This is a genomic window from Rhodococcus gannanensis, assembly GCF_042681175.1.
In the GTDB taxonomy this organism is placed as follows: domain Bacteria; phylum Actinomycetota; class Actinomycetes; order Mycobacteriales; family Mycobacteriaceae; genus Rhodococcus_G; species Rhodococcus_G gannanensis.
Map to the genome: position 1 here is coordinate 25159 of NZ_JBHUFB010000010.1, position 25262 is coordinate 50420.

At 68.4% G+C, this 25262-nt stretch carries 23 protein-coding genes and 2 tRNA genes; 11 read left to right on the forward strand and 14 right to left on the reverse strand.

From position 1 onward, the window contains the following. Positions 1 to 168: 168 nt before the first annotated feature. Together ACFSJG_RS11085 and ACFSJG_RS11090 are read left to right on the forward strand one after the other, a co-directional pair. Positions 169 to 1026, forward strand: a complete 858-nt coding sequence (locus tag ACFSJG_RS11085) for a DUF3105 domain-containing protein (RefSeq protein ID WP_378485292.1) — start codon at positions 169 to 171, stop codon at positions 1024 to 1026. Between the two features lie 66 nt (positions 1027 to 1092). After that, on the forward strand, positions 1093 to 1824 hold the full coding sequence (locus ACFSJG_RS11090) for a DUF305 domain-containing protein (protein ID WP_378485293.1): 732 nt from the start codon (positions 1093 to 1095) through the stop codon (positions 1822 to 1824). 91 nt (positions 1825 to 1915) lie between these two features. On the opposite strand, the gene ACFSJG_RS11095 is transcribed toward ACFSJG_RS11090, so the two are convergent. Further along, positions 1916 to 4333, reverse strand: coding sequence for a phosphoketolase family protein (locus ACFSJG_RS11095; RefSeq protein WP_378485294.1), 2418 nt, complete (start codon positions 4331 to 4333; stop codon positions 1916 to 1918). Between the two features lie 161 nt (positions 4334 to 4494). Here ACFSJG_RS11095 and ACFSJG_RS11100 point away from each other — a divergent pair. Continuing rightward, positions 4495 to 4567 (forward strand) — tRNA-Arg (locus ACFSJG_RS11100). 79 nt (positions 4568 to 4646) lie between these two features. Here the strand turns inward: ACFSJG_RS11100 and ACFSJG_RS11105 are convergent. The 5 genes from ACFSJG_RS11105 to ACFSJG_RS11125 all read right to left on the reverse strand — a co-directional run bounded on the left by ACFSJG_RS11105 (position 4647) and on the right by ACFSJG_RS11125 (position 9998). After that, complete coding sequence (locus tag ACFSJG_RS11105) at positions 4647 to 5015, reverse strand: limonene-1,2-epoxide hydrolase family protein (protein WP_378485295.1); 369 nt, start codon at positions 5013 to 5015, stop codon at positions 4647 to 4649. Positions 5016 to 5052: 37 nt separating this feature from the next. Continuing rightward, positions 5053 to 6180, reverse strand: coding sequence for a 3'(2'),5'-bisphosphate nucleotidase CysQ (locus tag ACFSJG_RS11110; RefSeq protein ID WP_378485296.1), 1128 nt, complete (start codon positions 6178 to 6180; stop codon positions 5053 to 5055). Beyond that, positions 6180 to 8027, reverse strand: coding sequence for an adenylyl-sulfate kinase (cysC, locus tag ACFSJG_RS11115; protein ID WP_378485297.1), 1848 nt, complete (start codon positions 8025 to 8027; stop codon positions 6180 to 6182). The genes ACFSJG_RS11110 and cysC overlap by 1 nt, the downstream gene beginning before the upstream one ends. Further along, positions 8027 to 8965: a sulfate adenylyltransferase subunit CysD gene (gene cysD / locus ACFSJG_RS11120; protein WP_378485298.1), complete on the reverse strand. Its 939-nt coding sequence runs from the start codon at positions 8963 to 8965 to the stop codon at positions 8027 to 8029. Before cysD ends, cysC begins: the two co-directional genes overlap by 1 nt. 103 nt (positions 8966 to 9068) lie before the next feature. Next, positions 9069 to 9998: an IclR family transcriptional regulator gene (locus ACFSJG_RS11125; RefSeq protein WP_378485299.1), complete on the reverse strand. Its 930-nt coding sequence runs from the start codon at positions 9996 to 9998 to the stop codon at positions 9069 to 9071. A 136-nt stretch (positions 9999 to 10134) separates the two neighbouring features. Here ACFSJG_RS11125 and ACFSJG_RS11130 point away from each other — a divergent pair, with 136 nt between their 5' ends. The 6 genes from ACFSJG_RS11130 (at position 10135) to ACFSJG_RS11155 (ending at position 15156) form a co-directional block, all read left to right on the forward strand. Next, positions 10135 to 11334 carry a hypothetical protein gene (locus tag ACFSJG_RS11130; RefSeq protein WP_378485943.1) on the forward strand — a complete coding sequence of 400 codons (1200 nt, stop codon included), beginning with the start codon at positions 10135 to 10137 and terminating at the stop codon, positions 11332 to 11334. 36 nt (positions 11335 to 11370) lie between these two features. Further along, positions 11371 to 12153 (forward strand): SDR family oxidoreductase, encoded by a 783-nt coding sequence (locus ACFSJG_RS11135; RefSeq protein WP_378485300.1) that lies wholly within the window; start codon positions 11371 to 11373, stop codon positions 12151 to 12153. Between the two features lie 13 nt (positions 12154 to 12166). Continuing rightward, complete coding sequence (locus tag ACFSJG_RS11140; RefSeq protein WP_378485301.1) at positions 12167 to 13312, forward strand: sulfotransferase family protein; 1146 nt, start codon at positions 12167 to 12169, stop codon at positions 13310 to 13312. Between the two features lie 283 nt (positions 13313 to 13595). After that, positions 13596 to 13802, forward strand: coding sequence for a (2Fe-2S)-binding protein (locus tag ACFSJG_RS11145; protein WP_378485302.1), 207 nt, complete (start codon positions 13596 to 13598; stop codon positions 13800 to 13802). A 105-nt stretch (positions 13803 to 13907) separates the two neighbouring features. Then, positions 13908 to 14393 carry a bacterioferritin gene (gene bfr / locus ACFSJG_RS11150; protein ID WP_378485303.1) on the forward strand — a complete coding sequence of 162 codons (486 nt, stop codon included), beginning with the start codon at positions 13908 to 13910 and terminating at the stop codon, positions 14391 to 14393. 85 nt (positions 14394 to 14478) lie between these two features. Beyond that, positions 14479 to 15156: a hypothetical protein gene (locus tag ACFSJG_RS11155; RefSeq protein WP_378485304.1), complete on the forward strand. Its 678-nt coding sequence runs from the start codon at positions 14479 to 14481 to the stop codon at positions 15154 to 15156. A gap of 40 nt (positions 15157 to 15196) precedes the next feature. On the opposite strand, the gene ACFSJG_RS11160 is transcribed toward ACFSJG_RS11155, so the two are convergent. Beyond that, positions 15197 to 15267, reverse strand: a tRNA-Cys gene (locus ACFSJG_RS11160). A 240-nt stretch (positions 15268 to 15507) separates the two neighbouring features. Further along, positions 15508 to 16689 (reverse strand): MFS transporter, encoded by a 1182-nt coding sequence (locus tag ACFSJG_RS11165; RefSeq protein ID WP_378485305.1) that lies wholly within the window; start codon positions 16687 to 16689, stop codon positions 15508 to 15510. Positions 16690 to 16764: 75 nt separating this feature from the next. Between ACFSJG_RS11165 and ACFSJG_RS11170 the strand changes: the two genes are divergently transcribed. Both ACFSJG_RS11170 and ACFSJG_RS11175 read left to right on the forward strand, forming a co-directional pair. Further along, positions 16765 to 17295, forward strand: a complete 531-nt coding sequence (locus ACFSJG_RS11170; RefSeq protein ID WP_378485306.1) for a MarR family winged helix-turn-helix transcriptional regulator — start codon at positions 16765 to 16767, stop codon at positions 17293 to 17295. A gap of 159 nt (positions 17296 to 17454) precedes the next feature. After that, a complete protein-coding gene (locus tag ACFSJG_RS11175; RefSeq protein ID WP_378485307.1) occupies positions 17455 to 18612 on the forward strand; it encodes an acyl-CoA dehydrogenase family protein in 1158 nt (385 codons plus the stop codon). Between the two features lie 59 nt (positions 18613 to 18671). Here the strand turns inward: ACFSJG_RS11175 and ACFSJG_RS11180 are convergent, their stop codons facing one another. The 6 genes from ACFSJG_RS11180 to ACFSJG_RS11205 form a co-directional block, all read right to left on the reverse strand. Continuing rightward, complete coding sequence (locus ACFSJG_RS11180) at positions 18672 to 19613, reverse strand: type VI immunity family protein (RefSeq protein WP_378485308.1); 942 nt, start codon at positions 19611 to 19613, stop codon at positions 18672 to 18674. A gap of 100 nt (positions 19614 to 19713) precedes the next feature. Beyond that, entirely contained in the window at positions 19714 to 20490 is a 777-nt protein-coding gene (locus ACFSJG_RS11185) for an enoyl-CoA hydratase (RefSeq protein ID WP_378485309.1), read from the reverse strand. Next, complete coding sequence (gene mmsB, locus ACFSJG_RS11190; protein ID WP_378485310.1) at positions 20487 to 21389, reverse strand: 3-hydroxyisobutyrate dehydrogenase; 903 nt, start codon at positions 21387 to 21389, stop codon at positions 20487 to 20489. The genes ACFSJG_RS11185 and mmsB overlap by 4 nt, the downstream gene beginning before the upstream one ends. After that, a complete protein-coding gene (locus ACFSJG_RS11195; protein WP_378485311.1) occupies positions 21386 to 22459 on the reverse strand; it encodes an enoyl-CoA hydratase/isomerase family protein in 1074 nt (357 codons plus the stop codon). Before ACFSJG_RS11195 ends, mmsB begins: the two co-directional genes overlap by 4 nt. Further along, positions 22456 to 23607 (reverse strand): isobutyryl-CoA dehydrogenase, encoded by a 1152-nt coding sequence (locus ACFSJG_RS11200; protein ID WP_378485312.1) that lies wholly within the window; start codon positions 23605 to 23607, stop codon positions 22456 to 22458. Before ACFSJG_RS11200 ends, ACFSJG_RS11195 begins: the two co-directional genes overlap by 4 nt. A 9-nt stretch (positions 23608 to 23616) precedes the next feature. Next, entirely contained in the window at positions 23617 to 25119 is a 1503-nt protein-coding gene (locus ACFSJG_RS11205; RefSeq protein ID WP_378485313.1) for a CoA-acylating methylmalonate-semialdehyde dehydrogenase, read from the reverse strand. Between the last annotated feature and the right edge of the window lie 143 nt (positions 25120 to 25262).

The window sequence follows — 25262 nt, forward strand, 5'->3', positions numbered from 1 at the left end:
CATCCTATGGGCTGGCCGTTCGAAGCCTGCGCTCAGGCACGGAACGTACAGTGGGGCGACCGCGGGTCCGCCGTCGTGCGACGGTGTCGTCCGTCACACGACGAGGCGACCGCGACGCACCACCCGTGACAGACATTGACGTCCACATCAGCGAAAGAGCACCCACAGATGCCGAGCGGTTCGGAAAATCGCGGCGCCAAGAGCAGCGCCAAGTCAGCGAAGGCCATCAAGGCCGCCAACAAGAAGTCCGGCGGATCAGCCAGGGGCGGCCTGCCGAAGCAGCGCAACATTCCCTGGCTGACGATCGGCGCGGTGGTCGCCGTCGTCGCGCTCGTGGCCCTGCTCGCCGTGAATCTCGTGCCGAAGTACCAGGACAAGGCGGAGGCCGACAAGTTCGCGCCCAGCGAGTCGAACCAGGATCCGTCCGACGGCATCGACGGCGTCGTCAAGATCGAGTACCCGGCCGCCCTGCACGTGTCGGCGGACCAGCGCGTCGCCTACGACCAGGCACCCCCCTTCGGCGGCCCCCACGACCAGACGTGGGCGACCTGCACCGGTGTCGTCTACCCGAACGCGATCCGTAGCGAGAACGCGGTCCACTCCCTCGAGCACGGCGCCGTGTGGATCACCTACAACCCGGATCGCGTGTCGGACGACCAGCGGCAGCAGCTCGCCGACCGTGTCGACGGCAAGTCCTACATGCTGATGTCGCCGTACCCGGGCCTCGACTCGCCGATCTCACTCCAGAGCTGGGGACATCAGCTCAAGGTCGACAGCGCGGACGACGAGCGGATCAACCAGTTCGTGGCCGCGCTGCGCCTGAACCGGTTCGGCGCCTACCCGGAGGTCGGCGCGTCCTGCTCGACGATCCCGGGCGCCTTCGATCCGGACAACCCGCCGGCCTTCGACCCGAGCGAGCCGGGTCCGGACGCGGTCTCCATGGACGGTGCGGGCCTGACCCCGGACGCGTCGGAGATCGGCGGCACCGGCCTGCCGATGGCGCCCGAGCCCGCACCGGCGAGCTGACGGACCAGCCTCACCCGGTGGTCCGGGTGAACCGGCCGGTCGAGCAATCACTGGAAGGACGTGGACATGACATCCGCTGAGACGACAGACCCCGCGCCGCGAAGCCAACGCACCGCTCTCGCGATCCTGGGGCTGGTCGCGGCGATCGCGGTCGGTTTCGGGCTCGGGTTCCTGGCCAACCAACTGCTGCACGACGATTCGGTCACCCCGACGGCCGGATCGGTCGACGTCGGGTTCGCACAGGACATGATCGAGCATCACGACCAGGCCGTCGAGATGTCGGCGATCGCCCTCGCGAACGCGTCCGATCCGCTGGTCCGCGACTTCGCCTACGACCTGCTGACCACGCAGCAGAACCAGATCGGTCAGATGACCGGGTGGCTCGCCCTGTGGAACCAGCCGGTGGCGTCCACCGCGGATCACATGGCGTGGATGGGTGACGGGCACGGCCATGCCGGCGGTCACGAGGGCGCCGGCCACGAGGGCACCTCCGCGGCGACCACGCCGACCTCCGGTGCCGCGTCCTCGGGCAGCGCTCAGATGCCGGGCATGGCGACGTCCGCCGAGATGTCGGCGTTGCGGCAGGCGCGGGGTGAGGCGGCGGACGTGATGTTCCTGCAGCTGATGCTGCGGCACCACCAGGGCGGACTCGAGATGATGGAGTACGCCGCACAGAACGCCGATGTGGCGGCGGTGCGCGGCCTGGCCCAGACCATGGTGTCGACGCAGGAGAGCGAGTCCGAGCGGATGACGCAGATGCTCGCCGAGAAGGGCGCCGAACCGCTCCCCTTCCCCTGACGGTCGCCTCTCGCGTCCCTACCCGTGGCGCACCCGCCTGACGCGCATGAACGGAACCGTTCAGTCGATCTGATCGACTGAACGGTTCCGTTCATGCCGAAGGTGGGGGTGGCGGAGGCGGGGTGGAACCGACGGTCCAGTCGCGCACCTCGGGCATGTCCTCCAGGTACTCGACCACGTGCTCACGGTGCCGGTCGAGTTGGGCGCGGCAGTACGCCACGAGTTCGTCGCCGCGCTCGGGTACCCGCCTGCTGCGGCGGAGCGCCTCGATCACGAGGTGGTAGCGGCTCATCCGGTTCAGCACCACCATGTCGAACGGTGTTGTCGTGGTGCCCTGTTCGCTGAACCCGCGGACGTGGAATCGGCCCGGGTCGGGTCGTCCGTGCAGCAGTTCGTGCACGGCACGCGAATAGCCGTGGAAGGCGAAGACGACGTCGGTGTCGACGGTGAACAGGTCGACGAACGACGCGTCGGTGAAGCCGTGGGGGTGATCCCCCGGCGGGAGCAACGCCATCAGGTCGACGACGTTGACCACCCGCACCCGCAGGTACGGCACCCAAGCGCGCAGCAGTTCGGCGGCCGCGAGGATCTCCTGGGTGGGTACGTCCCCGGCCGCGGCCAACACGATGTCCGGCGGTTCTCCCGCGTCCGGTTCGTTGCCCGCCCAGTGCCACACCGACGCGCCTGCGGCACAGTGCGCAGCGGCCTCGTCGAGCGTCAGGTACTGCAGGTGCGGCTGCTTGTCGACGACGATCAGATTGACGTGATCGACGCTGCGCAGGCAGTGGTCGGCGATCGACAGCAGCGTGTTGGAGTCCGGCGGGAGCCAGATCCGCACGACGTCGGGAGCGAGCGGGATCGCGGCGTCGATCATGCCGGGGCCCTGGTGACTGAACCCGTTGTGGTCGTTGCGCCAGCACGTGCTCGTCAGCAGGACGTTCAGTGAGGACACCGGCTCGCGCCACGGCAGGGTCACCGCGTGCTGGAGCCACTTCGCGTGCTGGATCAGCATCGACACGCTCACCATCGCGAACGCCTCGTAGCTGGCGAAGACACCGTGCCCGCCGGCGAGCAGGTAGCCCTCGAGCCAGCCCTGACAGAGGTGTTCGCTCAGCACCTCCATCACCCGACCGTCCGGTCCCAGCCCGTCGTCGAAGTCGGTGACGGGCAGCTGCCAGCAGCGGTCTGTGACCTCGAAGACGGCGCCCAGCCGGTTGCTCGCGGTCTCGTCCGGGCAGAACAGCCGGAAGTCACCGCCGCCGTCCGATCGCGTTCCCGCGGCGTAGATGTCGCGCATGAGTTCGCCGAAGACGCGGGTCGTCTCGTGGAAGGTCGTTCCCGGCGCAGCGACATCGAGTGCATAGCGTTCGAGCGCGGGCACGTGCAGGGGTCTGCGTAGGCGTCCACCGTTGGCGTAGGGCGTGGAGCCCAACCTCTTGTCCCCGACGGGCGCCAGGGCCGCCAGTTCCGGTACCAGCGCGCCCTCGACGTCGAACAGCGTGTCCGGGCGGTACGAGCGCAGCCACTCCTCGAGCAGTGTCAGGTGTTCCGGGTTGTCCCGCACCCCCGACAGCGGCACCTGGTGCGCACGGTGGGTTCCCTCGACGAGGACGCCGTCGACGGTGTGCGGTCCGGTCCAGCCCTTGGGCGTGCGCAGCACGATCGCCGGCCACCGGCCGTGGCCGCCGCCGTCGGCGGACCGGGCCGCCTCCTGCAGCCCGGTGATCGTGTCGTGTGCGCTGTCCACCGCCGCGGCCAGATCCCGGAACACCTGCCGCGGATCGTCCCCTTCGACGAACATCGGGGTCCAGCCCTGTCCCGACAGGTAGGCCTCGACGTCCGCGTCGCTGCTGCGCCCGAGCACGGTGGGCCCGGCGATCTTGGCACCGTTGAGATGCAGGATCGGCAGCACCGCGCCGTCGCGACGCGGGTTGAGGAACGCCGGGAGCTTCCAGGACGCGGACAGCGGGCCCGTCTCGGCTTCGCCGTCGCCGATGACACAGGCCACCACCAGGTCGGGGCGATCGAAGGCGGCACCGCCTGCGTGCGCGAGCGCATAGCCGAGTTCGCCACCCTCGTGGATGCTTCCGGGTGTCTGCACGCTGACGTGACTGGGGATTCCGCCCGGTGTCGAGAACTGTCGGCACAACCGCTCGATACCTGCGGCGTCCTGTCCCACGTGGGGGTAGACCTCCGAGTAGGTGCCCTCGAGGTACGTCGCGGCAACGAGCGCGGGCCCACCGTGACCGGGCCCGGTCACGTACAGCCAGTCGGCGCCGGTACGGCGGATGTGCCGGTTCAGGACGGTGTAGATCGCCGACAGTCCCGGACTTGTGCCCCAGTGCCCCAGGAGCCTCGGTTTGACGTCGTCGGCTCGCAACGGGTCACGCAGCAGCGTGTTCGCCTGCAGATAGATCTGCGCGACGGTGAGGTAGTTGGCTGCTGCCCACCATCGCAGGTCCAGGTCGAGTTCGTCGTCGGTGTATCCGGATCCGGTCGTGTCGACCATCGGCTCTCGCCTTCCTCGGTGCCTCGTTGAACCTCACCTCGTCGGCTTCATGCTGCTGGCTACCAGGTACTTTGTCCACAGGGAGGGTGCGAATATGGATTCCGGAGCACCATGCGCTACGCTGATCCCGCCCAACAGGAACACCGGTTTTCAGCCGGTGCGCCCCCGTAGCTCAGGGGATAGAGCGTTCGCCTCCGGAGCGAAAGGCCGCAGGTTCGAATCCTGCCGGGGGCACTCGCATTTCGAGTGCACCAGTCAACGAGGAAACCCCGGTCGACCATGTCGACCGGGGTTTCCTCGTTGGTGGGGTCGCTCAGCCGAGCGCGTTCAGCGGACCCATGTCGAAGTAGTCCCGCCACCCGGCGATCCTGCCGTCCTCGGTGATCTCGAAGACGCCCATCACGGGCAGTTCGATCGTGGTGCCGTTGATCGTGAAGACGTCGGTGCGCTCGTTCATCACGACCGATCCGCTCGACACCTGCCGGTGCACCCGGAAGTCGATACCGCCGAACTGACCGACGAACCCGGTGAGGAAGTCCTCGATCGCCGCCTTGCCGACCACCGGCGCCATCGGAATGTTGTGGTAGACCGCGTCTTCGGTGAAGTACGCCGCGAGGACGTCGACGTCGGCGTCGGCCCAGGCCGCGCAGAACTCGGTGACGATGCGGTCGGGGGTGCTCAACTCGTGATCTCCTGTGTCGGTGTGCTGGTGGTTCGGATCAGGCGGGCTCGATGATCGCCGTGACGGCCGCGATCTCGGCGCCGGGGACGGCGAAGTGCTCGGTCAGCGCGACCGTGGAGGTCTCGTCCCCGACGCTCATGTCGAGCAGGAAACGCGCGACCACGTCGGTGCCGAACTCGGTGAAGGTGAGTTCACGGATGGCGGTGAGCGGCAGGTACTGCGCACCGGTTTCGAGTTCGCGAACGATCTCGGGACCGGATTCTCCGGTTCGGCGGCCGTTCTCGACGCGGAAGCAGTCGGCGGCGAGGCGCACCTTGCTCGCGTCGTGGCTGAGCAGCGAGCCGAGGTACTCCCGCACCATCGCCACTCGAGGACTGTCCGCGGCCGCCCCGGTGAGGTCCGCGATCCCCGACAGCAGTGCGGGCGCGAGATCGGGACGACAGATCAGCAGGTCGGGCAGGTAGGGATGGGCCTCGTTGTACCGCAGTTCGGTCCCGTCGACGCGCGAGCAGTGCAGTCCGGCGGCGAGGGCGACTCCGACGGGGGCCGCGGAGTCCCATTCCCACTGTCCGCCCGCGTGCACGTAGGCGTCGGCGTCCCCCCGCAGGACCGCCATCGCCTTCGCGCCCGCCGACCCCATCGGTTGGAGGTCACCGCCGATCCGTTCCGCCAACGGCGCGGCGAACTCCGGTGGGCGACTGTCGCTGACCAGGATTCGCGGCCTGGCGTGATCGGTGAACGCCGCGCTGCAGGTGTCGCTGCGGTACACCCGCCCCAGTGCGGGCTGCGCGACCGCGGCGGCGGTGATTCCGGCGTCCCGTTCCCACAGCGCGACGTGCACCGCCCAGTCGGGCCTGCCGGGCAGTCCGAACTCACGGGAACCGTCGAGCGGATCGATGATCCACACCCGGGCCGCACCCAGCCGGGCCGGATCGTCCACCGACTCCTCGGAGAGCACGGCGTCGCCGGGCCGGTGGTCGGCGAGCATCGCCAGCAGCAGGCCGTTGGCGTCCGCGTCACCCCGCCGGCTCAGCGCCCGGGCGTCGTCCTTCGGCAGCGGATCGGTGCCGAGCTCGCGGTCCCGGAGGTCGAGGAGCAGGTCACCCGCGCGGGCGGCGAGTTCGGCGGCGAGCTGCGCGTCGTCGAGTTCGAAATCGGTGCTCATCAGGCCAGGTACTCCATGATCGCGGCGGCCTGCGCGACCGGATCGCCGTCCTCCGGGGTGAGGACCAGCTCGGCCCGCTCCGGGCGTTCGTAGGGATCGTCGATTCCCGTGAAACCGGTGATCTCCCCTGCCCTGGCCCGGGCGTACATGCCCTTCGGGTCCCGGGCCTCGCACTGTTCGAGCGGGGTGTCGACGAACACCTCGACGAAACGCAGACCCGCGGCCTCGTGTGCGGCGCGCACCCGGTCGCGGTCCTCGCGGTACGGGCTGATCAGCGACGCGACCGCGACCATGCCCGCGTCGGCGAACAACTGCGCGACGGCTCCGACGCGACGCACGTTCTCGGCGCGGTCGTCGGCCCCGAACCCGAGGTCGGCGTTGAGCCCGTGCCGGAGGTTGTCGCCGTCGAGGCGGTAGGCCGGGGTTCCCGCGGCCACCAGTCGGCGTTCCAGTTCCGCTGCGACGGAGGACTTCCCGGAGGCCGACAGTCCGGTGAGCCAGACCGTCACGCCACGGGTGGCGCGCTCGCTGCGATCGATGGTCGAGGTGTGCCAGACCACCGCGGTCTCCCGCAGGGTCGGGCCGGTGATCATGCCGGCCGCGACAGTGTTGCCGGTGGCGTCGTCGACGAGGATGAAGCTGCCCGTGACCCGGTTGCGGCGGTACGGGTCGAACAGCAGCGGCTGCTGCGCACGCAACTGGACGCGTCCGATCTCGTTGAGCTGCAACGCCCCTGCGGACTCGTCGCGGTGCAGGGTGTTGACGTCGAGCCGGTAGTCCAGCCGCTCGACCCGCGCCTTGGTGGAACGGGTGGTGTGCAGCAGGGTGTAGCTGCCGCCCTCGGCGAGCTCGGACTGCTCGGTGAGCCAGCAGACCATGGCGTCGAGTTCCTGCCCGACCTGCGGGCGATTGTTGGGACGGCACAGGGTGTCACCGCGCGCGATGTCGATGTCGTCGGTCAGTCGGATGCACACGGCCGCCGGCGCGAACGCCTCCGCAAGCGGCGCGCCGCCGGGCGCGTGGATCTCGGCGATCTGCGTGGCACGGCCGGAGGGCAGGACCACCACGTCGTCGCCGGGCTTGAACACGCCACTGGCGATCGTGCCCGCGTACCCACGGAAGTCGTGCAGATCCGCATCCGTCTGCCGCTGCGGCCGGATCACGTACTGGACGGGGAACCGGGCGTCGATCAGGTTGCGGTCGGAGGCGACGTGTACCTCCTCGAGCAGGTGCAGCAGCGAGGAACCCTCGTACCACGGCATGCTCTCGGTGCGGGTGACGATGTTGTCACCCTTGAGCGCCGAGACGGGGACGAACGTCAGGTCGTGGACGTCGAGTTTGGCCGCGAACTGCCGGAACTCCTCGCAGATCTCCTCGAATCGGTCCTGCGACCAGTCGACGAGGTCCATCTTGTTGACGCACACGACGAGATGGGGAATGCCGAGGAGCGCCGACAGGAACGCGTGCCGCCGCGTCTGCTCCAGCACGCCGTTGCGGGCGTCCACGAGGATCAGGGCGAGGTCGGCGGTCGACGCCCCGGTGACCATGTTGCGGGTGTACTGCTCGTGGCCGGGGGTGTCGGCGATGACGAACTTGCGGCGCGGCGTCGCGAAGTACCGGTGCGCGACGTCGATGGTGATGCCCTGTTCGCGTTCGGCACGTAGGCCATCGGTGAGCAGGGCGAGGTTCGCGTGCTCGTCGCCGCGTTCGCGGCTGCTGCGCTCGACCGCTTCGAGCTGGTCCTCGAAGATCGACTTCGAGTCGTAAAGGAGCCGGCCGATGAGCGTCGACTTGCCGTCGTCGACGCTGCCCGCCGTGGCGACGCGAAGTAGTTGCTGCTGCGTCATCAGAAGTACCCCTCCTTCTTCCGGTCTTCCATGCCCGCCTCGGAGATGCGGTCGTCGGCGCGGGTGGCGCCGCGTTCGGTGATGCGGCTGGCCGCGACCTCGACGACGACGTCCTCCGCCGTGACGGCGGTGGACTCGACGCAGCCGGTGCAGGTGGCGTCGCCGACGGTCCGGAATCGCACCAGCTCCTCGTACGACTCCTCGCCGGGGAGCAGCGTGAGGAACCTGGTGTGCGCCAGCAGCATTCCGTCGCGCGGCACGACGGGCCTGCGGTGCGCGTAGTAGATCGACGGCAGCTCGATCCGCTCGGCGGCGATGTACTGCCAGATGTCGAGTTCGGTCCAGTTGGACAGCGGGAACACCCGGATGTGCTCGCCTTTGCGGTGCTTGCCGTTGTACAGGTGCCACAACTCGGGACGCTGCGCCCGCGGATCCCACTGCCCGAACTCGTCCCGGAAGCTGAAGACGCGCTCCTTGGCCCTGGCCTTCTCCTCGTCCCGGCGCGCACCGCCGAAGACGGCGTCGAATCGGCCGTCGCGGATGCCACGCAGCAGGGCGTGGGTCTGCAGCCGGTTGCGGCTGGCCCGTGGTCCGGTTTCGTCGACCACGCGCCCGGCGTCGATGTCCTCCTGCACGCTGGAGACGACGAGCCGCAGCCCGTGCTCCGCGACGACGCGGTCCCGGAACTCGATGACCTCGTCGAAGTTGTGGCCGGTGTCGACGTGCATGACCGCGAACGGCAGCGGCGCAGGCCAGAAGGCCTTGAGTGCTACGTGCAGCATCACCACCGAGTCCTTGCCGCCGGAGAAGAGCAGCACCGGCCGCTCGAAGGTCGCGGCGACCTCCCGGAAGATGTGCACCGCTTCGGCTTCCAGCGCATCGAGATGCGTCAACTGGTAGTTGGGCGGGAAACTGGCAGGTGGGGACTGTGCTGTCATCGAGCCTCCGAGGCTGCAGTCGGTACATTTTTGTACCGCATCGGTACCAATTTGGAAGTGTGGTGCCGACTGTAGAACCTGTTCCAGCGACGGTCAATGCCGGTCAGCGGACCGCCCGGCTCGGCAATCGCCCACCGAACTCCGCGGTGACGGCGTCCGCCACCTCGACGAGTGCCCGCCCCCGGCGCTCGATTTCGGCGCCGCTGATCGCCGCGCCCACGTCCAGGGTGAGCACCATCGACTGCCTGCCGTCCGCGTCGTAGGTCGGGGCCGCGATCAGGCTCACCGGATACTCCACGTCCACAGCCCTCTCGCGACCGAGGTAGACCCGCTCCCCGAGGCTGGAGACCATCTCGCCCACCAGCTCACGCAGTTCGGCGGGCAAGTTGCGATCGGCAACCCCGGCCATCAGGGAGAACAGCCTGCGCCCGGTCGGCGTGAGCCTCTCGACGAGGTACCCGGCCTCCCGGCAGTCGTCGACGACGCGGCGCAGCAACTCGCGATCGAGGACCACGGGGAAGGCGGGGTCGCGCTCGAGCCACCGCGCGAACTCGTCGTCGTGGCTCCACAGGACGTACATCAGCCCGACCGGTGGTGCGAACGGGTACACCTGCCCCACCCGCGCCGCGGCCCGGCCGGGCTCGCCACCCGGGGGGATCGCCACCTCGAGGATCATCACCTGATCTCCGACGACGCTGGACGCGGTGCACACGGCGCCGAACTCGGCGGCGAGCGCGTCCAGGTGCGGGCGGACGACCGACCCGGCTGCGTACCCACGTTGGGCGGCCCGGCCGGCGGCGATGAGTGCGGGCCCGAGCCCGTAACGCGCGTCGACATCCCGTGTGAGGTAGCCGCCGCCGACCAGCGCGGTGAGGATGCCCAGGCACGTCGGCTTGCTGATCCCGAGGTCGCGGGAGAGTTCCGAGAGCCCGAATCGGCCGTCCGGCCGGGCGACGAGGTGGTCGAGCACCTGGATCACCCGCTCGGTCGGCGGCGATCGACGTCCGGTGACGTTGTCCGGCTCGGCAGCCATTGACCACTCCTTAGAACGCGTTCTATGGTCTGAGCAACAATCTCCTACCACATAGGTACATATTTGTACCACCAGTTCGGTAGCACCAGCGACGCAAGGAGCGGGAGTGACAGATCAATTGGGCGCGACGTCCCCGGTGGCCGGGGTCGGCGTACTGACGGGGCCACTGACGGACGCGATCGCCGAAGCCGAGGCGCTCGTCGCCGCCGCGCCCCACATCCGGTCGGAGCAGGACCTGCTCGAGGGCTACCAGTACCTGGCGGGCGGAATCCTGGCCTGCACGCACGCGGCATGGGCGACCGAGAAGACCCACCCGAGTTTCATCCAGGGCACCGGGCCGTACATGAAGATGGGCCTCGACAACCCCGACACGCTGTACTTCGGCACCCGTGTCAACGACGACGCCGAGTACGTCGTCACCGGCGAGCGCGGCAGCACCTGCGACCTGAGCTTCCAGGTACTCAGCGGCAACTACACCGATTCGAACGTCCCCGGCAGCGAGTCCGCCTTCGACGACCGCGCCATCGACATCGACCCGGACGGGCACTTCGAGGTGCGCTTCGGCCCGGCACAGGCGGACGGGTCGCCGTACGGCGGTGGCCGACGGAACCACTTCACCCTCGCCCCCGGGGCGTCCCAGCTGGTGGTGCGCGAGGTGTACAGCGACTGGTCCCAGCGGCGCGGATCGATCCGCGTCGAACGGGTGGACCGCATCGGCGTCGCCTTCGACGCCCTGACGCCCGAGGAGACGGCGAAGCGCTTCGCGCGCGCGGGCAAGGCCCTCGTCAGCCGGGTCAAGACGTGGCTGCAGTTCCCCGAGTGGTTCTACCTCAAGCTGCCGGTGAACACGATGACGGCACCGCGGCCGACTCCGGGCGGACTGGCCACCCAGTTCTCCTCCGTGGGTCACTACGACCTCGCCGAGGACCAGGCGATGATCATCACAGTCCCGAAATCCGATGCGCCGTACCAGGGTTTCCAGCTCGGCAGCATGTGGTACATCTCGCTCGACTACACCGGGCACCAGACCTCGCTCAACCACAACCAGGCCCAGGTCGACCCGGACAGGATGATCCGGATGGTCGTGTCCGAGCGCAATCCCGGCATCGCCAACTGGATCGAGACCGTCGGCCACCCCCGCGGCATCCTGCAGTTCCGCTGGCAGCGGACATCCCGCGACCTGACGCCCGAAGACGGTCCCACCGTCGAGGTCGTCGGCATCGACGAGGTCGCTGCGAAGCTCCCCTTCCACGACGAGAACCGGATCACCCAGCAGGACTGGGCAGCGCGTATCGGCGCCCGTCAGGCGGCCATCGCCGACCGGATGCTCGGCTAGACAACACGACTCGACAGAAACCAGACAAGGACAAGCATGTCTTCACTTCTGCAGGACAAGATCGTCGTCATCTCCGGCGTCGGCCCGGCACTGGGCCGGACGCTGGCGCTCCGCTGCGCCGAGGCCGGAGCCGACCTGGTGCTCGCCGCCCGCACCCAGTCGCGGTTGGACGAGGTCGCGAAGGAGGTCGCGGACCTCGGCCGTCGCGCACTGACCGTGGCCACCGACATCACCGACCACGCCTCCGTGGAGAACCTCGTCGCCGCCACACAGGACGCCTACGGCCGCGCCGACGTGCTGATCAACAACGCGTTCTCGGTGCCCTCGATGAAGCCGTTGGAGCGCACCGACTTCCAGCACATGCGTGACGCCGTCGAGCTGACGGTCTTCGGTGCACTGCGACTGACCCAGCTGTTCACACCCGCGCTGGAGGAGTCGAAGGGCGCCGTGGTGAACGTGAACTCGATGGTGCTGCGGCACTCGCAGGAGCGGTACGGCAGCTACAAGATGGCCAAATCCGCCCTGCTGTCCGTCTCGCAGTCGCTGGCAACAGAGCTGGGACCGAAGGGGATCCGGATCAATTCGGTTGCACCCGGCTACATCTGGGGAGACACCCTGCAGCAGTACTTCGCACACCAGGCGAACAAGTACGGCACCACCGTCGAGCAGATCTACGACCACACCGCGGCGAGCACCGACCTCAAGCGGCTGCCCACCACCGACGAGGTGTCGGACGCGGTGATCTTCCTGGCCTCCCCCATGGCCAGCGGCATCACCGGGCAGTGCCTCGACGTCAACTGCGGCGAATTCCATCACTAGAGGATCCGGACACATGACTGACAGCACCGAGCGCACCACGGTCGGCACCGTCGAGGACCTGCACGCCTCGGCCACGAAGATGACCGGCATGACCGACTTCGGCGAGGACGACTACACCGAAGCCCTCGGCGTCCTCCTCGACTCGTACGCGCGGGACGAGGACCTGACTCCGTTCGGCAGCAAGATCTCGCGAGTGTTCCTGCGGGGGGCTCTCGTCGCGCGACTGCTGTCCGAGGCGGCGTGGAAGGCGAACCCCGAGCACGCCGAGGTCACGATCGAGCGACCCGTCTTCGTCACCGGGCTGCCGCGCACCGGCACCACCGCGCTGCATCGCCTGCTCACTGTCGACCCCGCGAACCAGGGCCTGGAGATGTGGCTGACGGAAATGCCGCAGCCGCGGCCGCCGCGGGACACGTGGGAGTCGAACCCGGTGTTCCAGGGCATCGAGGCGCAGTTCAGCCAGCACCACGTCGAGCATCCCGAGTTCATGGGTGTGCACTACATGTCGGCCGCCGAGGTCGAGGAGTGCTGGCAGTTGCTGCGGCAGACGTTCAAGTCGGTCTCCTACGAGTGCCTCGCGAACCTGCCGACGTACTCGAAATGGCTCGAAGGCCAGGACTGGACGAACGCCTACGCGCGGCACAAGAAGAACCTGCAGCTGATCGGCCTGCCCGATCAGGACCGGCGCTGGGTGCTCAAGAACCCGAGCCACTTGTTCGCGCTCGACGAGTTGATGGCGGTGTACCCGGACGCGTTGATCATCCAGACGCACCGTCCGCCGAGCACGATCATGGCATCGACGTGCAGTCTCGCCGAGCAGGCCACCGAGGGCTGGTCGAACACCTTCAAGGGTGACGTGATCGGGCGCGGCCAGCTCGAACTCTGGGCACGCGGCCTGGAGACGTTCACCGCCGCGCGCGCGAAGTACGACCCGGCCCAGTTCGTCGACGTCGACTTCGGCGACTTCCACGCGGACCCGCTCGGCACCGTCGAGGACATCTACTCGAGCTTCGGGATGTCGCTGAGTTCGGCGGCGCAGCGGAACATGGAGGCCCTGCACGCGGAGTCCCAGACGGGTGACCGCAAGCCGGTGCACCGCTACACGCTCGAGGAGTACGGCCTCACCCAGGCCGAGGTGAACGAGCGTTTCGGGGTCTGAGTCCCCGACACGTGGTCCCCGTGGGCGACCGGATCGATGCCTGGAGCGAGCGCACGCACCAGCTCCACGATTCGGTCGTCCACGTCGCCGACCTGCGATTCCAATGCCCGTGGCGGAGTGTTCCCCGGCCACTCCGCGACGACGTCGCCGGTGCGAAACCAATCGTTCCGAGTGCCCTCGGCAGGCACGATCAAGATCAAAAACTTGGGTTAGCCTAGCCTTCACAAACGGGCCGCAGTTAGTGTAGCCTTCCCTCCAGGAAGTAGGGCTGGAGGATCACGACATGTACGTGTGCGTCTGCGAGGCAACCACCGAGGACACGGTGCACCAGTGCATCGCCGCCGGTGCACGCACCGCCAAGCACGTGGCCATGGGCTGCGGCGCCGGACGCGGACGCGGCTGCGGAATGTGCCGCGACCGCATCAAGTCGATGATCGAGCAGCACTACGCCGTCGTCGAGGAATGCGAGGCCGAGCCGATCAGCGCGTAACCCATTCGTCAGCGAGCAAAGACTCGCAACAAGTACACCGAGATATCTCCTCCGGTGCGGGCTAGGCTGTGTACAACGTCCAGCCAACCCTCCGGAGGTGCTGTCATGCGTGGCGACGATGAGGTCATCGCCCTTCTCAACGAACAGTTGACGAGCGAGCTCACTGCGATCAACCAGTACTTCCTCCACTCGAAGATGCAGGCGAACTGGGGCCTGACGAAGATCGCGGAGAAAACGCGGCAGGAGTCCTTCGAGGAGATGCAACACGCGGAGACGCTCACGGATCGCATCCTCATGCTCGAGGCCCTGCCGAACTACCAGCGCATCCTCCCACTCCGCATCGGTCAGACGATTCGTGAACAGTTCACCTCCGATCTCGCGATCGAACTCGAAGTCGTCGAGCGGCTCCGACCCGGTATCACGATGTGCCGCGCGAAGGGCGATCACACGACGGCTGGGATCTTCGAGAAGATCCTCGCCGAGGAGGAGGATCACGTCGACTACCTCGAGACGCAGCTCGAACTCATCGACAAGCTCGGCGAACAGCTCTACCTGGCACAACTCGTCGACCAGCCGCCGACGGTCGGCTGACCTCGACCCGAACGCGAAGGCCCGGCCGGTGCTGCACCGGCCGGGCCTTCGCGCGTCCGTACCGGTGCCACGGGACAATGCGCGTGTGAAGCCGAACCACGTCGTGACCTATGACGGACTCCCCGCGTCGGCAGGCGCGGCACACTCCCTCCGCACCAGGAAGCCCCGCGCCGCATACGAACACGTCAGCAGGTTCGTCGACGGCAACACCTCCCCGATCTCCTTCGCCGAGGTGGGTTTCCGGATCTGGTCCGGCGGCCCCGAGGACGTGACCGCCCGCCTCGTGTCGCGGACCGAAGAGGCGCTCGGGGGTCCCCGACGCCGGGACCGCACGCACACGGAATGGGCAGTCGGCGCGGATGTCCTCGAGGCGATGCTCGACCTCCTCGGCGACGCCGGCACCGATGCGAGAACCGGACACGGTCACTCGCTCGCGGCCGTCACCTGGAGCGCACCGGTTCGGCTGATCGATTCCACGACGGGCGGCGTGTACGAGGGAATCGACGCCGACACATTCGGCATGTTTCCGGTGGACGGCTACGGCCGGATGCTCGGCGAATCCGGGGTTCGCGCCACGATCGGCACCGCGTCGTCGTCGCTGTCCCTGTGGCTGAACTTTCCCGCCGACGAGCGACTCGCCGTGGCGGCTGCCCAGGTTCAGGAAAACCTGCCGTTCCGCTTGTCCACCAAGCACTGGCGGACGTGGCAGCCGACGCGCGACGGTCGCGGCTACCGGTCCACCCGGATTCCCGCACCCCTGTGAAACGAGTCGGGGCCGGCTGCGAGACCGGCCCCGACCTTCGAGCGGATGACGGGATTCGAACCCGTGTGAACGGCTTTGCAGGCCGGTGCCTGACCACTCAGCCACACCCGCATCACCGATCACTGTGCCCTCCTCGCCGCCCGGCGCCCACCCTTCCGCTCATCGTGATCCGAACCCGCCCGATCCACCCCGGCCCACCGGCTGAAAGCCACGTTCACCTCGACAGACCGCACGAACGCCACCTTCAGCCAAAGGCGGCACCCACCCCGACCACCGGCTGAAAGCCACGTTCACCTCGACAGACCGCACGAACGCCACTTTCAGCCACTGGCGTGGGGATGCCCGAATCGGTCAGGCGCGACGGGTGGCGGTCAGGGCGCTGAAGCCGGCGGCGCAGAGCGCGAAGGCGACCGAACAGACGGCGAAGGCGGTGCCTCCGAGCGTGGTGAAGCCGAGGATCGTGGTTCCTGCGCCGGTGCCGATGTAGAGCACCGAGTTGTTCCACGACACCGCAGGACCGCGTCGCTCCGCCATCACCGTCGTCAGGTACACCTGCGCGGTCGCGAAGAAGCCGGTGCCGGAGAAGAACGACAGCACGAACCCGGCGAGACACAGTTGCCAGGTCGTCGCGGTGGTCGCGACACCGAGCCCGACCGCCATCAGCAGTCCCCAGCCGATGCCGAGCAGACTGACGTGCCTGCCGGTGGACTGCCAGCGATCGATGAACGGACCGGCAACCAGCGATCCGAGCAACGAACCGAGCCCGACCAGCATCCCGACGAGGCCGAGAACGCCGGTGCCGAAGTCGAACCGGGTGGCGAACAGCGCACCGGCGTAGGCGTAGGTACCCAATCGTGCGGCCTGGACGAAGAAGTTCCCCGCCATGATGGTCCGGAACACCCCCACTCGCCACAGGCCGAAGGACGAGCGGAGCGCTGCGTGGGCGGGAGTGCGGCGCGGCGCCGCGGTGTGCGAGTCCCGCAGCCGGAGCGCGATCAGCGTTCCCGCGACGATCAGACCGCCCGCGACGACCGCGAACGCCACCCGCCAACTGGAGGCCGCCGCCGCGAAAGTCGCGAGCGGCACCCCGACGATCTGCCCGCCCGCGTACGCGGCGGTCCCGCCTGCGATGGCGCGACCGCGTTCGCGTGGCGCCGCGGTCTCCGCGAGATAGGCCCACATCGCCGGACCGACGAGGGCCCCGCCGAGTCCGCCGACGGCGCGCGCCGCGAGCAGCCACCCGAGGCCCGGGGCCAGCGCGCACAGTGCCTCCCCGACGGCGAACACGCCGACGCCGGCAAGGATCACCCGCTTGCGCGGCAGGTGTTCGGTGAGCGCGCCGAACAGCGGGCTCGCCGCCGCGTAGGTCAGTCCGAACACGGTGACGACCCACGCCGTGGACCGGATCGACGTGCCGAAGTCCTCGGCGATCGTCGGCAGCAGCGGCGATGCGAGGAAGAGTTCGGCGCCCATCAGGAAGAAGACCGCTTGGACCAGTGCGTGCTGCGCCCACGGTGTCCGGGCATCGCTCAACTTTTTACCTCCGCAAAGGAAGGTACAGGCGCGACGTGCGCGAGCCCCCGGCCACCTCGTGGGATGATGGCGATCATGCCGTCACAACCGCTACCGCTCGATCCCATCGAGGAGGCCCACCGCCAGTGGGAGGCACACGGCTGGGGCGACGTCGCCGACGGCATGGCGGCGGTGACGTCGGTGATGCGAGCGCAGCAGATCATGATCGCCCGCGTCGAGGAGGTCCTCAAGCCCACCGGGTTGACGTTCTCCCGCTACGAACTTCTGGCGCTGCTCACCTTCACCCGCACCGGCGCGCTGCCGATGGCGAAGGCCAGTGCGCGACTGCAGGTTCACCCGACGTCGGTGACGAACGCGGTCGACCGTCTGGAGAAGGCCGGTCTGGTGCGGCGCGTCCCGCACCCGAGCGACCGGCGCGCAACGCTCGTCGAGATCACCCAGCAGGGAAGGGATCTGGCGGTCGAGGCCACCGAACTCCTCAACAGCAAGGTGTTCGCCAATCCCGGACTTCCGGCCGCCAAGCTCGACACCCTCGTCCGTATTCTGGCGGAACTGCGCCGGGATGCCGGGGACTTCGACACCGGGGACGCTCCCACGAAGTGGTGACCTTCGCGGGGACCTGTCATTGGGAACCACGAAGGGTCCGATAGCCGATCGATATGGTGCCGATTCGTCGGCGCGGGGCATGCTGGTGCCAGGGTCGCGGGACGTGGATACACAGCCATTCTACGACCGCACCGTTCGGACTCGAAGAGGAGATTTCCCGTGCAGCGAACCATCTTCGGCGAGGATCACGAAGCCTTCCGCAAGACCATTCGTGAGTTCATCGCCAAGGAGGTCGTACCCGTCCACCACGACTGGGAGGCCGACGGCCACCCTCCGCGCGACTTCTACCGCCGACTCGGCGAGCTCGGTGTCCTGGGCATCCAGACGCCCGAGGAGTACGGCGGCGGCGGGGAGTCGAGCATCAAGTTCAACGTCGTCGTGGCCGAAGAGGTCGCGGCGGCGGGCGCCTCGTTCGGCAGTTACTCGGTGCACAGCAACCTGATCCTGCCGTACCTGCTGGAGCACGGCACCGAGGAGCAGAAGCAGCGGTGGCTGCCCGGATTCGCGTCCGGTGACCTGATGTTCGCGATCGCGATGACCGAGCCGGGCACAGGCTCCGACCTCGCCAACATCGCGACCAGTGCGAAGCTTTCGGACGACGGCAGCCACTACGTCCTCAACGGGGCGAAGACGTTCATCACCGGCGGCGCGCTCGCCGACCGCATCCTTGTGGTGTGCCGGACGGCGCCGAGTTCGGAGGAGAACCGCCGCATCGGGTTGACGATCCTGGTCGTCGACACCGCCACCGAGGGCTTCGCGGTCGGACGCAAGCTGCAGAAGATCGGGTTGAAGACATCCGACACCGCCGAGCTGTCGTTCAGCGATGTGATCGTTCCCGTGGAGGACCGTCTCGGCGACGAGGGCGCGGCATTCAGCTACCTCACCCACAACCTGGCGCAGGAGCGTTTGACGATCGCGTTCGGCGCCGCCGCCACAGCCTCCGCGGCGCTCGCGCACGCGCTCGCCTACGTCCAGGACCGCAAGGTGTTCGGCAAGCCCGTGGCAGCGTTCCAGAACACGAAATTCGTTCTCGCCGAGTGCGCTACGGAGGTGCAGGCCATCCAGCTGATGGTGGACCGGGCGATCGAACTGCACGACGCCGGTGAGCTGACGGTCCCCGACGCGGCCAAGGCCAAGCTGTTCTGCACCGAGGCGGCGGGCAGGGTCATCGACAAGTGCCTGCAGTTGCACGGCGGCTACGGCTACGTCACCGAGTACCCGATCGCGCGTCTCTACGCGGACACTCGCGTCACCCGCATCTTCGGCGGCACCAGCGAGGTCATGAAGACGATCATCGCGAAGGACCTCGGCCTCTGATCGGACTCGCTCGATCGTGACCCGGCCCCGATGTCCCTGGACGTCGGGGCCGGGTGCCTTCACTCGAATCGGGCCGCCCAGCGTCGCGTCGCGTCGACTCTGTCGACGCCGCGGGCGGTCTTGAGCAGTCCGCTGGGTGTGTGCGCGATCCCGTCCCAGCGCACCCGCCGGACGACGGCGTCGACCACCCGGTAGCTCGGCGGAGCCCCCTGGCCCGCACTGTCGCCGAACTGTGGGCCCGCACCGGCCCGTACCACCACTCCCCCGTCGTACGGCAGGACGGTGGGCGCCGGGGCGCCCATCCGCTCCGCGGTGTCGGCCAGCCGCGTCCGAAGCCGGTCCCGGCCGCCGAGCGGGCTGAGCAGCTCGTCGCCCAGCACGGTGAGCCAGTCCACCGACTGGACTCGGGCGCCGTCGATGTTCCAGTCGTACCGGTGCGGCAGGTTCAGTCCGGGGTACCGCTGCAGGAACGGCAGCGCGTGGGCCGTGTACTGACTTTCCATCCACGGCTCCGACATCAGGTGGAAGCCGACGGCCCCGACGATCGGGCGCAGGAGTGCGGCATCCCGAAGGGTGGCTTCGACGACGTCGTCCGGGCGGTCCCGAAACGTCGAGGGCGGCTCGCCCGTGACCAGACTCGCCCAGGGTGGACGCCCGTCGGAGGGGAGAACGAGAGTCAGCTGCTCACGCGGTGGAAGCGGTGTGCTGTACGCCCGGAGGGTGACGGCCGAGAAGCGTTCCTCCGCGCTGTGGCGGTCGGCCAGCACGACATCGAGCACAGGCGCGGTGGTCGACGGCATCGGCCGCGGCGTGGCGTCGATGGGTCCGAGCCATCGATCGAGCCGGAGCATCGCCTCGATCCGGCGCGCCGTCACATCCCACGAGTGCGGGAACGGCGTTCCCCCGTCTCCGCAGCGGAAGTGGAACTGGGCTCCGCCGGTGAGTCTGTACACGGGTGTGCCGGAACCGCGGTGGGCAACGGTGAGCTCGTCGATGTCCACGAGGACACCCTAGGGAACCCGAATACCGGCACACGGCCGACACACGACGACGGTCCGCGACGCGTGCGCGTCGCGGACCGTCGTCGTGTGTCCGAGTGGATCAGCCGTTCACGAACTTCGGCGTCCTCTTCTCGACGAACGCGGCCATGCCTTCCTTCTGGTCGGCGGTGGCGAACGTAGAGTGGAACACGCGGCGTTCGAACTTCACGCCCTCCGCGAGGGTTGTCTCGAAGGACCGGTTGACGGCCTCCTTCGCCATCCGCGCGATCGGCAGCGACATGGACGCGATGGTCGTCGCCGCGTCCAGCGCGACGTCGAGCAGGTCTGCAGCGGGCACGATGCGCGCGACGAGACCGGCGCGCTCGGCCTCCTCCGCGTCCATGTTCCGGCCGGTCAGGCACAGGTCCATCGCCTTGGCCTTGCCGACGGCGCGGGTCAGGCGCTGCGATCCGCCGATGCCCGGGATGACGCCGAGCTTGATCTCGGGCTGACCGAACTTCGCGGTATCGGAAGCGATGATGAAGTCGCACATCATGGCGAGCTCGCAGCCGCCGCCGAGCGCGTAGCCCGACACCGCCGCGACGATCGGGCTGCGCACCGCCGACAGCCGGTCCCACTCGGAGAAGAAGTCCTCCGAGTACACCTCGGCGAACGTCTTCGACTGCATCTCCTTGATGTCCGCGCCGGCGGCGAACGCCTTCTCGGACCCGGTGACGACGATTGCGCCGATCTCGGCGTCCGCGTCGAACGCCTCCACAGCGGCGACGACCTCACGCATCAACTGGCTGTTCAGCGCGTTCAGCGCCTTCGGCCGGTTCAGGGTGACGACGCCGACACGGCCCTTGCGCTCGGCCAGGATGGTTTCGTACTCGCTCACTTGGTTCCCTCTGATCGCGTGCGGATGTCGTTGACGATGGCGGAGAAGTCCAGTCCCCCATTGCCTTCGGTGTTGAAGCGGTGGTAGATCTCGGCCGCACGCAGACCGAGTCCGTCCTCGACCCCGTTGGCGCGCAGCGCATTCGACGCGAGACCGAGGTCCTTGTCCATCAGTGCGGCGGCGAAGCCGGGCTGGTAGTCGTTGTTGGCCGGGCTGGTCGGCAGCGGCCCGGGCACCGGACAGTAGCTGGTCAGGGACCAGCACTGGCCGGAGGCATTGGACGCGACGTCGAAGAGCGCCTGGTTCGTCAGGCCGAGCTTCTCGCCGAGCACGAACGCCTCGCTCACGGCGATCATCGAGATGCCGAGGATCATGTTGTTGCAGATCTTCGCGGCCTGCCCGACTCCCGAACCACCGCAGTGCACCACCTTGGCGCCCATGACGTCGAGCAGCGGCTTCGCCGAGTCGAAGTCGGCTTCGCTGCCTCCGACCATGAACGCCAGGGTGCCTGCCGATGCGCCCGCGACACCGCCCGAGACAGGTGCGTCGACGGCGCGATGGCCGGCGGCGTGTGCCTTGTCCGCGGCGGCCTTCGCGTCCGCCACGTCGATGGTCGAACTGTCGACGAACAGCGTGTTCGCCTTCGCGACACCGAGGATCTCGTCGTACAGGTCGAGCACCAGCTTGCCGTTGGGCAGCATGGTGATCACCACGTCGGCGTCGGCGACCGCTGCGACCGCGGTGTCGGCGACGGTGAGGCCGTCCTTGAACGCCTGCTCCTGCGCGGCGGGCATCGGGTCGAAGCCGGTGACCTCGTACCCGGCCTTGACCAGGTTCGCGGCCATCGGCCCGCCCATGTGCCCGAGGCCGAGGAACGCGATGGTGGGAAGGGTGCTCATTGTCGAACCTCCTCGAGATCGGGTGCGGCGAGCCCCAGTTCGAGCTCACCGAGGGGCTGGAAATAGCGGTCCACGTCCGCGGCGGTGACGTCGGCGAGGGTCGCCGGCGACCACTGCGGGTTGCGGTCCTTGTCGATCACCTGCGCGCGGATGCCCTCGACGAGGTCGTGGGAGGACAGCGATGCCACCGACACCCGGAACTCCTCGTTGAGGACCTCCTCGAGGGAGTCGAGGGTGCGGGCGTGGCGCAGCGACCGCAGTGTGACCGTCAGTGCGACAGGCGACTTCCCGAGGATCCGCTCGGCCGCCTTCGTCGTCTCCGGGGTGCCCGCGGCCTGCAGACGGGAGACGATCTCCTCGACGGTGTCGGCGGAGTACGCGGCGTCGATCCAGTCCCGCTGCGCGAGCAGCGGTGACTCGGGAGCCGGTTGCGCGAACGTCGCGAGCGCCTCGTCGAGCGAGCGGGTCTCGATCGCGGCGACGAAGTCGCCGAGCGACTCGGACGGTACGAAGTGGTCGGCGAACCCGAGGGCGATCGCGTCCCCGGCGTTCAGGCGGCCCGTGGTGAGCGCGACGTGGGTACCGATCTCGCCCGGCGTGCGGGAGAGAAGGAACGTGCCGCCGACGTCGGGCACGAAGCCGATCCCGGTCTCCGGCATCGCGATGGTGGACCGCTCGGTGACCACGCGGACGCTGCCGTGCCCGGAGATCCCGACGCCGCCGCCCATGACGATGCCGTCCATGATCGCCACGTACGGCTTGGGGTAGCGGCCGATCGCGGCGTTGAGCACGTACTCGTCACGCCAGAACTCGCGTGAACCCGTCCCGCCGAACTTGGCGTCGTCGTGGATTGCGACGATGTCGCCGCCCGCGCACAGGCCCCGTTCACCGGCACCGTCGACGACCACGGCGGTCACCTCGGGGTCGGCCTCCCACTCGAGCAGTGCGGACGCCATCGTCCGCACCATCGCATGGTTGAGGGCGTTGATCGCCTTGGGCCTGTTCAGGGTCAGTCGCCCCACCCCACCCGACCGTCTGACGACAACTTCCTGCTCGTCGGCCTGGCTCATACGGTTCCCACCTTTCCCGCGACGACGCTGCGGGCGACAACCACCCGCATGATCTCGTTGGTTCCCTCGAGGATCTGGTGCACACGCAGATCCCGGACGATCTTCTCCAGACCGTACTCCGACAGGTAGCCGTAGCCACCGTGCATCTGCAGGGCCCGGTTCGCGACCTCGAAACCGGTGTCGGTGGCGAATCGCTTCGCCATCGCGCACAGATCCACCTTGTCCGGGGTGTCCTCGTCCAGGGCCGACGCCGCCCGCCACAGCAGGGTGCGGGCCGCTTCGAGTTCGGTGCGCATGTCGGCGAGCTGGAACTGCAGGGCCTGCGAATCCACAAGGGCCGCACCGAATGCGCGTCGCTCGGTGAGATAGTCGAGCGCCTTCACCAGCGCCGCCTGTCCACCGCCGACCGAGCAGGCCGCGATGTTGAGACGTCCGCCGTTGAGTCCGTTCATCGCGATACGGAAACCGTTGCCCTCGCCGCCGAGCAGGTTCGCCGCAGGCACGCGGACACCGTCCATGATCACCTGGCGTGTCGGCTGCGCGTTCCAGCCCATCTTCTTCTCGTTCGCGCCGAACGAGAGCCCGACGGAGTCCTTCGGCACGACGAACGCCGAGATGCCGCGGGCACCGGCGTCGCCGGTACGCGCCATCACGAGGTACACGTCCGAGGCGCCGGCACCGGAGATGAACTGCTTGACGCCGGTGAGGACGTAGTCGTCGCCGTCGCGGACCGCCTTGGTGGCCAGCGCCGCGGCGTCCGAGCCGGCTCCCGGCTCGGTCAGGCAGTAGCTGCCGAGGCGCTCCATCGAGCACAGGTCGGGCAGCCACTGTCGGCGCTGCTCGTCGGTGCCGTAGGTGTCGATCATCCACGCGACCATGTTGTGGATGGAGATGTACGCGGCGATCGACGGGTCACCAGTGGCGAGCTGCTCGAAGATCCGCACCGAGTCGAGTCGGCGCAGCCCCGAGCCACCCACGTCCTCGCGGACGTAGATGCCGCCCATGCCGAGCGCGGCGGCCTTGCGCAGCACGTCCACCGGGAAGTGCTTGGCCTGGTCCCACTCGACGGCATTGGGCGCGAGGAACTCGGCGGCGAAGTCGCGGGCGGTCTCGCTGATCGCCCGCTCGTCGTCGGTCAGGGTGAACATGACCGCCACCTAGTTCATCGTCGGGATGACGAAGTGATTGGTCTCTTCCTTCTTGCCCGACGGCCAGCGCTGCGTGACCGTCTTCGTCTTGGTGTAGAAGCGGAACGAGTCCGGACCGTGCTGGTTGAGGTCACCGAAACCGGACCGCTTCCAACCACCGAACGTGTGGTACGCGATCGGCACCGGGATCGGCACGTTCACGCCGACCATGCCGACGTTCACCCGGGAGACGAAGTCACGCGCGGTGTCACCGTCACGGGTGAAGATCGCGACACCGTTGCCGTACTCGTGCTCGGTCGGCAGACGCAACGCCTCCTCGTAATCCGCGGCGCGCGCGACGAGCAGCACCGGACCGAAGATCTCCTCCTTGTAGACACGCATGTCGGTGGTGACCTTGTCGAACAGGGTCGCGCCCGCGAAGAAACCGTCCTCGTGGCCCTCGAGGGTGAAGCCGCGACCGTCGACGACCGCCTCGGCGCCCTCGTCGATACCGATCTGGATGTAGCTGTTCACCCGGTCGACGGCGTCCTTGGACACCAGCGGGCCGAAGTCGGCGGCCTCGTCGTCGGAGCGGCCGATGCGCAGCTCGGCGACCCGCTCGGTGAGCTTGGCGACCAGCGCGTCGGCGGTCTCCTCACCGACGGGCACTGCCACGGAGATGGCCATGCAGCGCTCACCGGCGGAACCGTACCCGGCACCGATCAGGGCGTCGGCGACCTCGTCGAGGTCCGCGTCGGGCATGACGATGGCGTGGTTCTTCGCGCCACCGAAGCACTGCGCGCGCTTGCCGTGCGCGGCGGCGGTCTCGTAGATGTACTGCGCGATCGGGGTGGACCCGACGAACCCGACGGCCTTGATCCGGTCGTCGGTCAGCAGGACGTCGACGACCTCCTTGTCGCCGTTGACGACGTTGAACACGCCCGGCGGCAGACCGGCCTCGAGGAACAGCTCCGCCAGGCGCAGCGGCACCGACGGGTCACGCTCGGACGGCTTGAGGATGAACGCGTTGCCCGCGGCGAGGGCCGGGCCGGCCTTCCACAGCGGGATCATCGCGGGGAAGTTGAACGGGGTGATGCCGGCGACGACACCGAGCGGCTGGCGCATCGAGTAGACGTCGATGCCGGTGCCCGCGGACTCGGTGTACTCGCCCTTGAGCAGGTGCGGAGCGCCGAGCGCGAACTCGATGACCTCGAGGCCGCGCTGGATGTCGCCCTTCGCGTCGGGGACGGTCTTGCCGTGCTCGGCCGAGAGCAGCCGCGCGAGGGAGTCCATCTCCGCCTGCGCGAGCTGCAGGAACTTCATCAGCACGCGGGCACGCTTCTGCGGGTTGAACGCCGCCCACTCCCGCTGCGCCGCTTCCGCGTTCGCGATGATCGCCTCGGTCTCGGCCTTGTCCGCGAGCGGGACACGAGCCTGGACCTGGCCGGTGTTGGGGTCGTAGACGTCGCCGAACTTGCCCGACGTGCCGGGGACGCGCTTGCCGTCGACGAAATGGGTGAGTTCCTGAACCATTTTTCCTGTCCTGACCGATCGAAGACCAACTGCGGACTCCGCGCCCGAGTCGTGGGCGCGGCTGAACCTCTCAAATATGTCGCTCATCCTATAGTTGGATGTCCATGTATGTCTAGGGCGGGCCGCGGCCGACCGGACTTCAC

Coding starts and splice junctions, on each gene's coding strand:
- ACFSJG_RS11085 (WP_378485292.1), top strand. CDS start 169: ATGCCGAGCGGTTCGGAAAATCGCGGCGCCAAGAGCAGCGCCAAGTCA.
- ACFSJG_RS11090 (WP_378485293.1), top strand. CDS start 1,093: ATGACATCCGCTGAGACGACAGACCCCGCGCCGCGAAGCCAACGCACC.
- ACFSJG_RS11095 (WP_378485294.1), bottom strand. CDS start 4,333: ATGGTCGACACGACCGGATCCGGATACACCGACGACGAACTCGACCTG.
- ACFSJG_RS11110 (WP_378485296.1), bottom strand. CDS start 6,180: ATGAGCACCGATTTCGAACTCGACGACGCGCAGCTCGCCGCCGAACTC.
- cysC (WP_378485297.1), bottom strand. CDS start 8,027: ATGACGCAGCAGCAACTACTTCGCGTCGCCACGGCGGGCAGCGTCGAC.
- cysD (WP_378485298.1), bottom strand. CDS start 8,965: ATGACAGCACAGTCCCCACCTGCCAGTTTCCCGCCCAACTACCAGTTG.
- ACFSJG_RS11125 (WP_378485299.1), bottom strand. CDS start 9,998: ATGGCTGCCGAGCCGGACAACGTCACCGGACGTCGATCGCCGCCGACC.
- ACFSJG_RS11135 (WP_378485300.1), top strand. CDS start 11,371: ATGTCTTCACTTCTGCAGGACAAGATCGTCGTCATCTCCGGCGTCGGC.
- ACFSJG_RS11140 (WP_378485301.1), top strand. CDS start 12,167: ATGACTGACAGCACCGAGCGCACCACGGTCGGCACCGTCGAGGACCTG.
- ACFSJG_RS11145 (WP_378485302.1), top strand. CDS start 13,596: ATGTACGTGTGCGTCTGCGAGGCAACCACCGAGGACACGGTGCACCAG.
- bfr (WP_378485303.1), top strand. CDS start 13,908: ATGCGTGGCGACGATGAGGTCATCGCCCTTCTCAACGAACAGTTGACG.
- ACFSJG_RS11170 (WP_378485306.1), top strand. CDS start 16,765: ATGCCGTCACAACCGCTACCGCTCGATCCCATCGAGGAGGCCCACCGC.
- mmsB (WP_378485310.1), bottom strand. CDS start 21,389: ATGAGCACCCTTCCCACCATCGCGTTCCTCGGCCTCGGGCACATGGGC.
- ACFSJG_RS11195 (WP_378485311.1), bottom strand. CDS start 22,459: ATGAGCCAGGCCGACGAGCAGGAAGTTGTCGTCAGACGGTCGGGTGGG.
- ACFSJG_RS11200 (WP_378485312.1), bottom strand. CDS start 23,607: ATGTTCACCCTGACCGACGACGAGCGGGCGATCAGCGAGACCGCCCGC.
- ACFSJG_RS11205 (WP_378485313.1), bottom strand. CDS start 25,119: ATGGTTCAGGAACTCACCCATTTCGTCGACGGCAAGCGCGTCCCCGGC.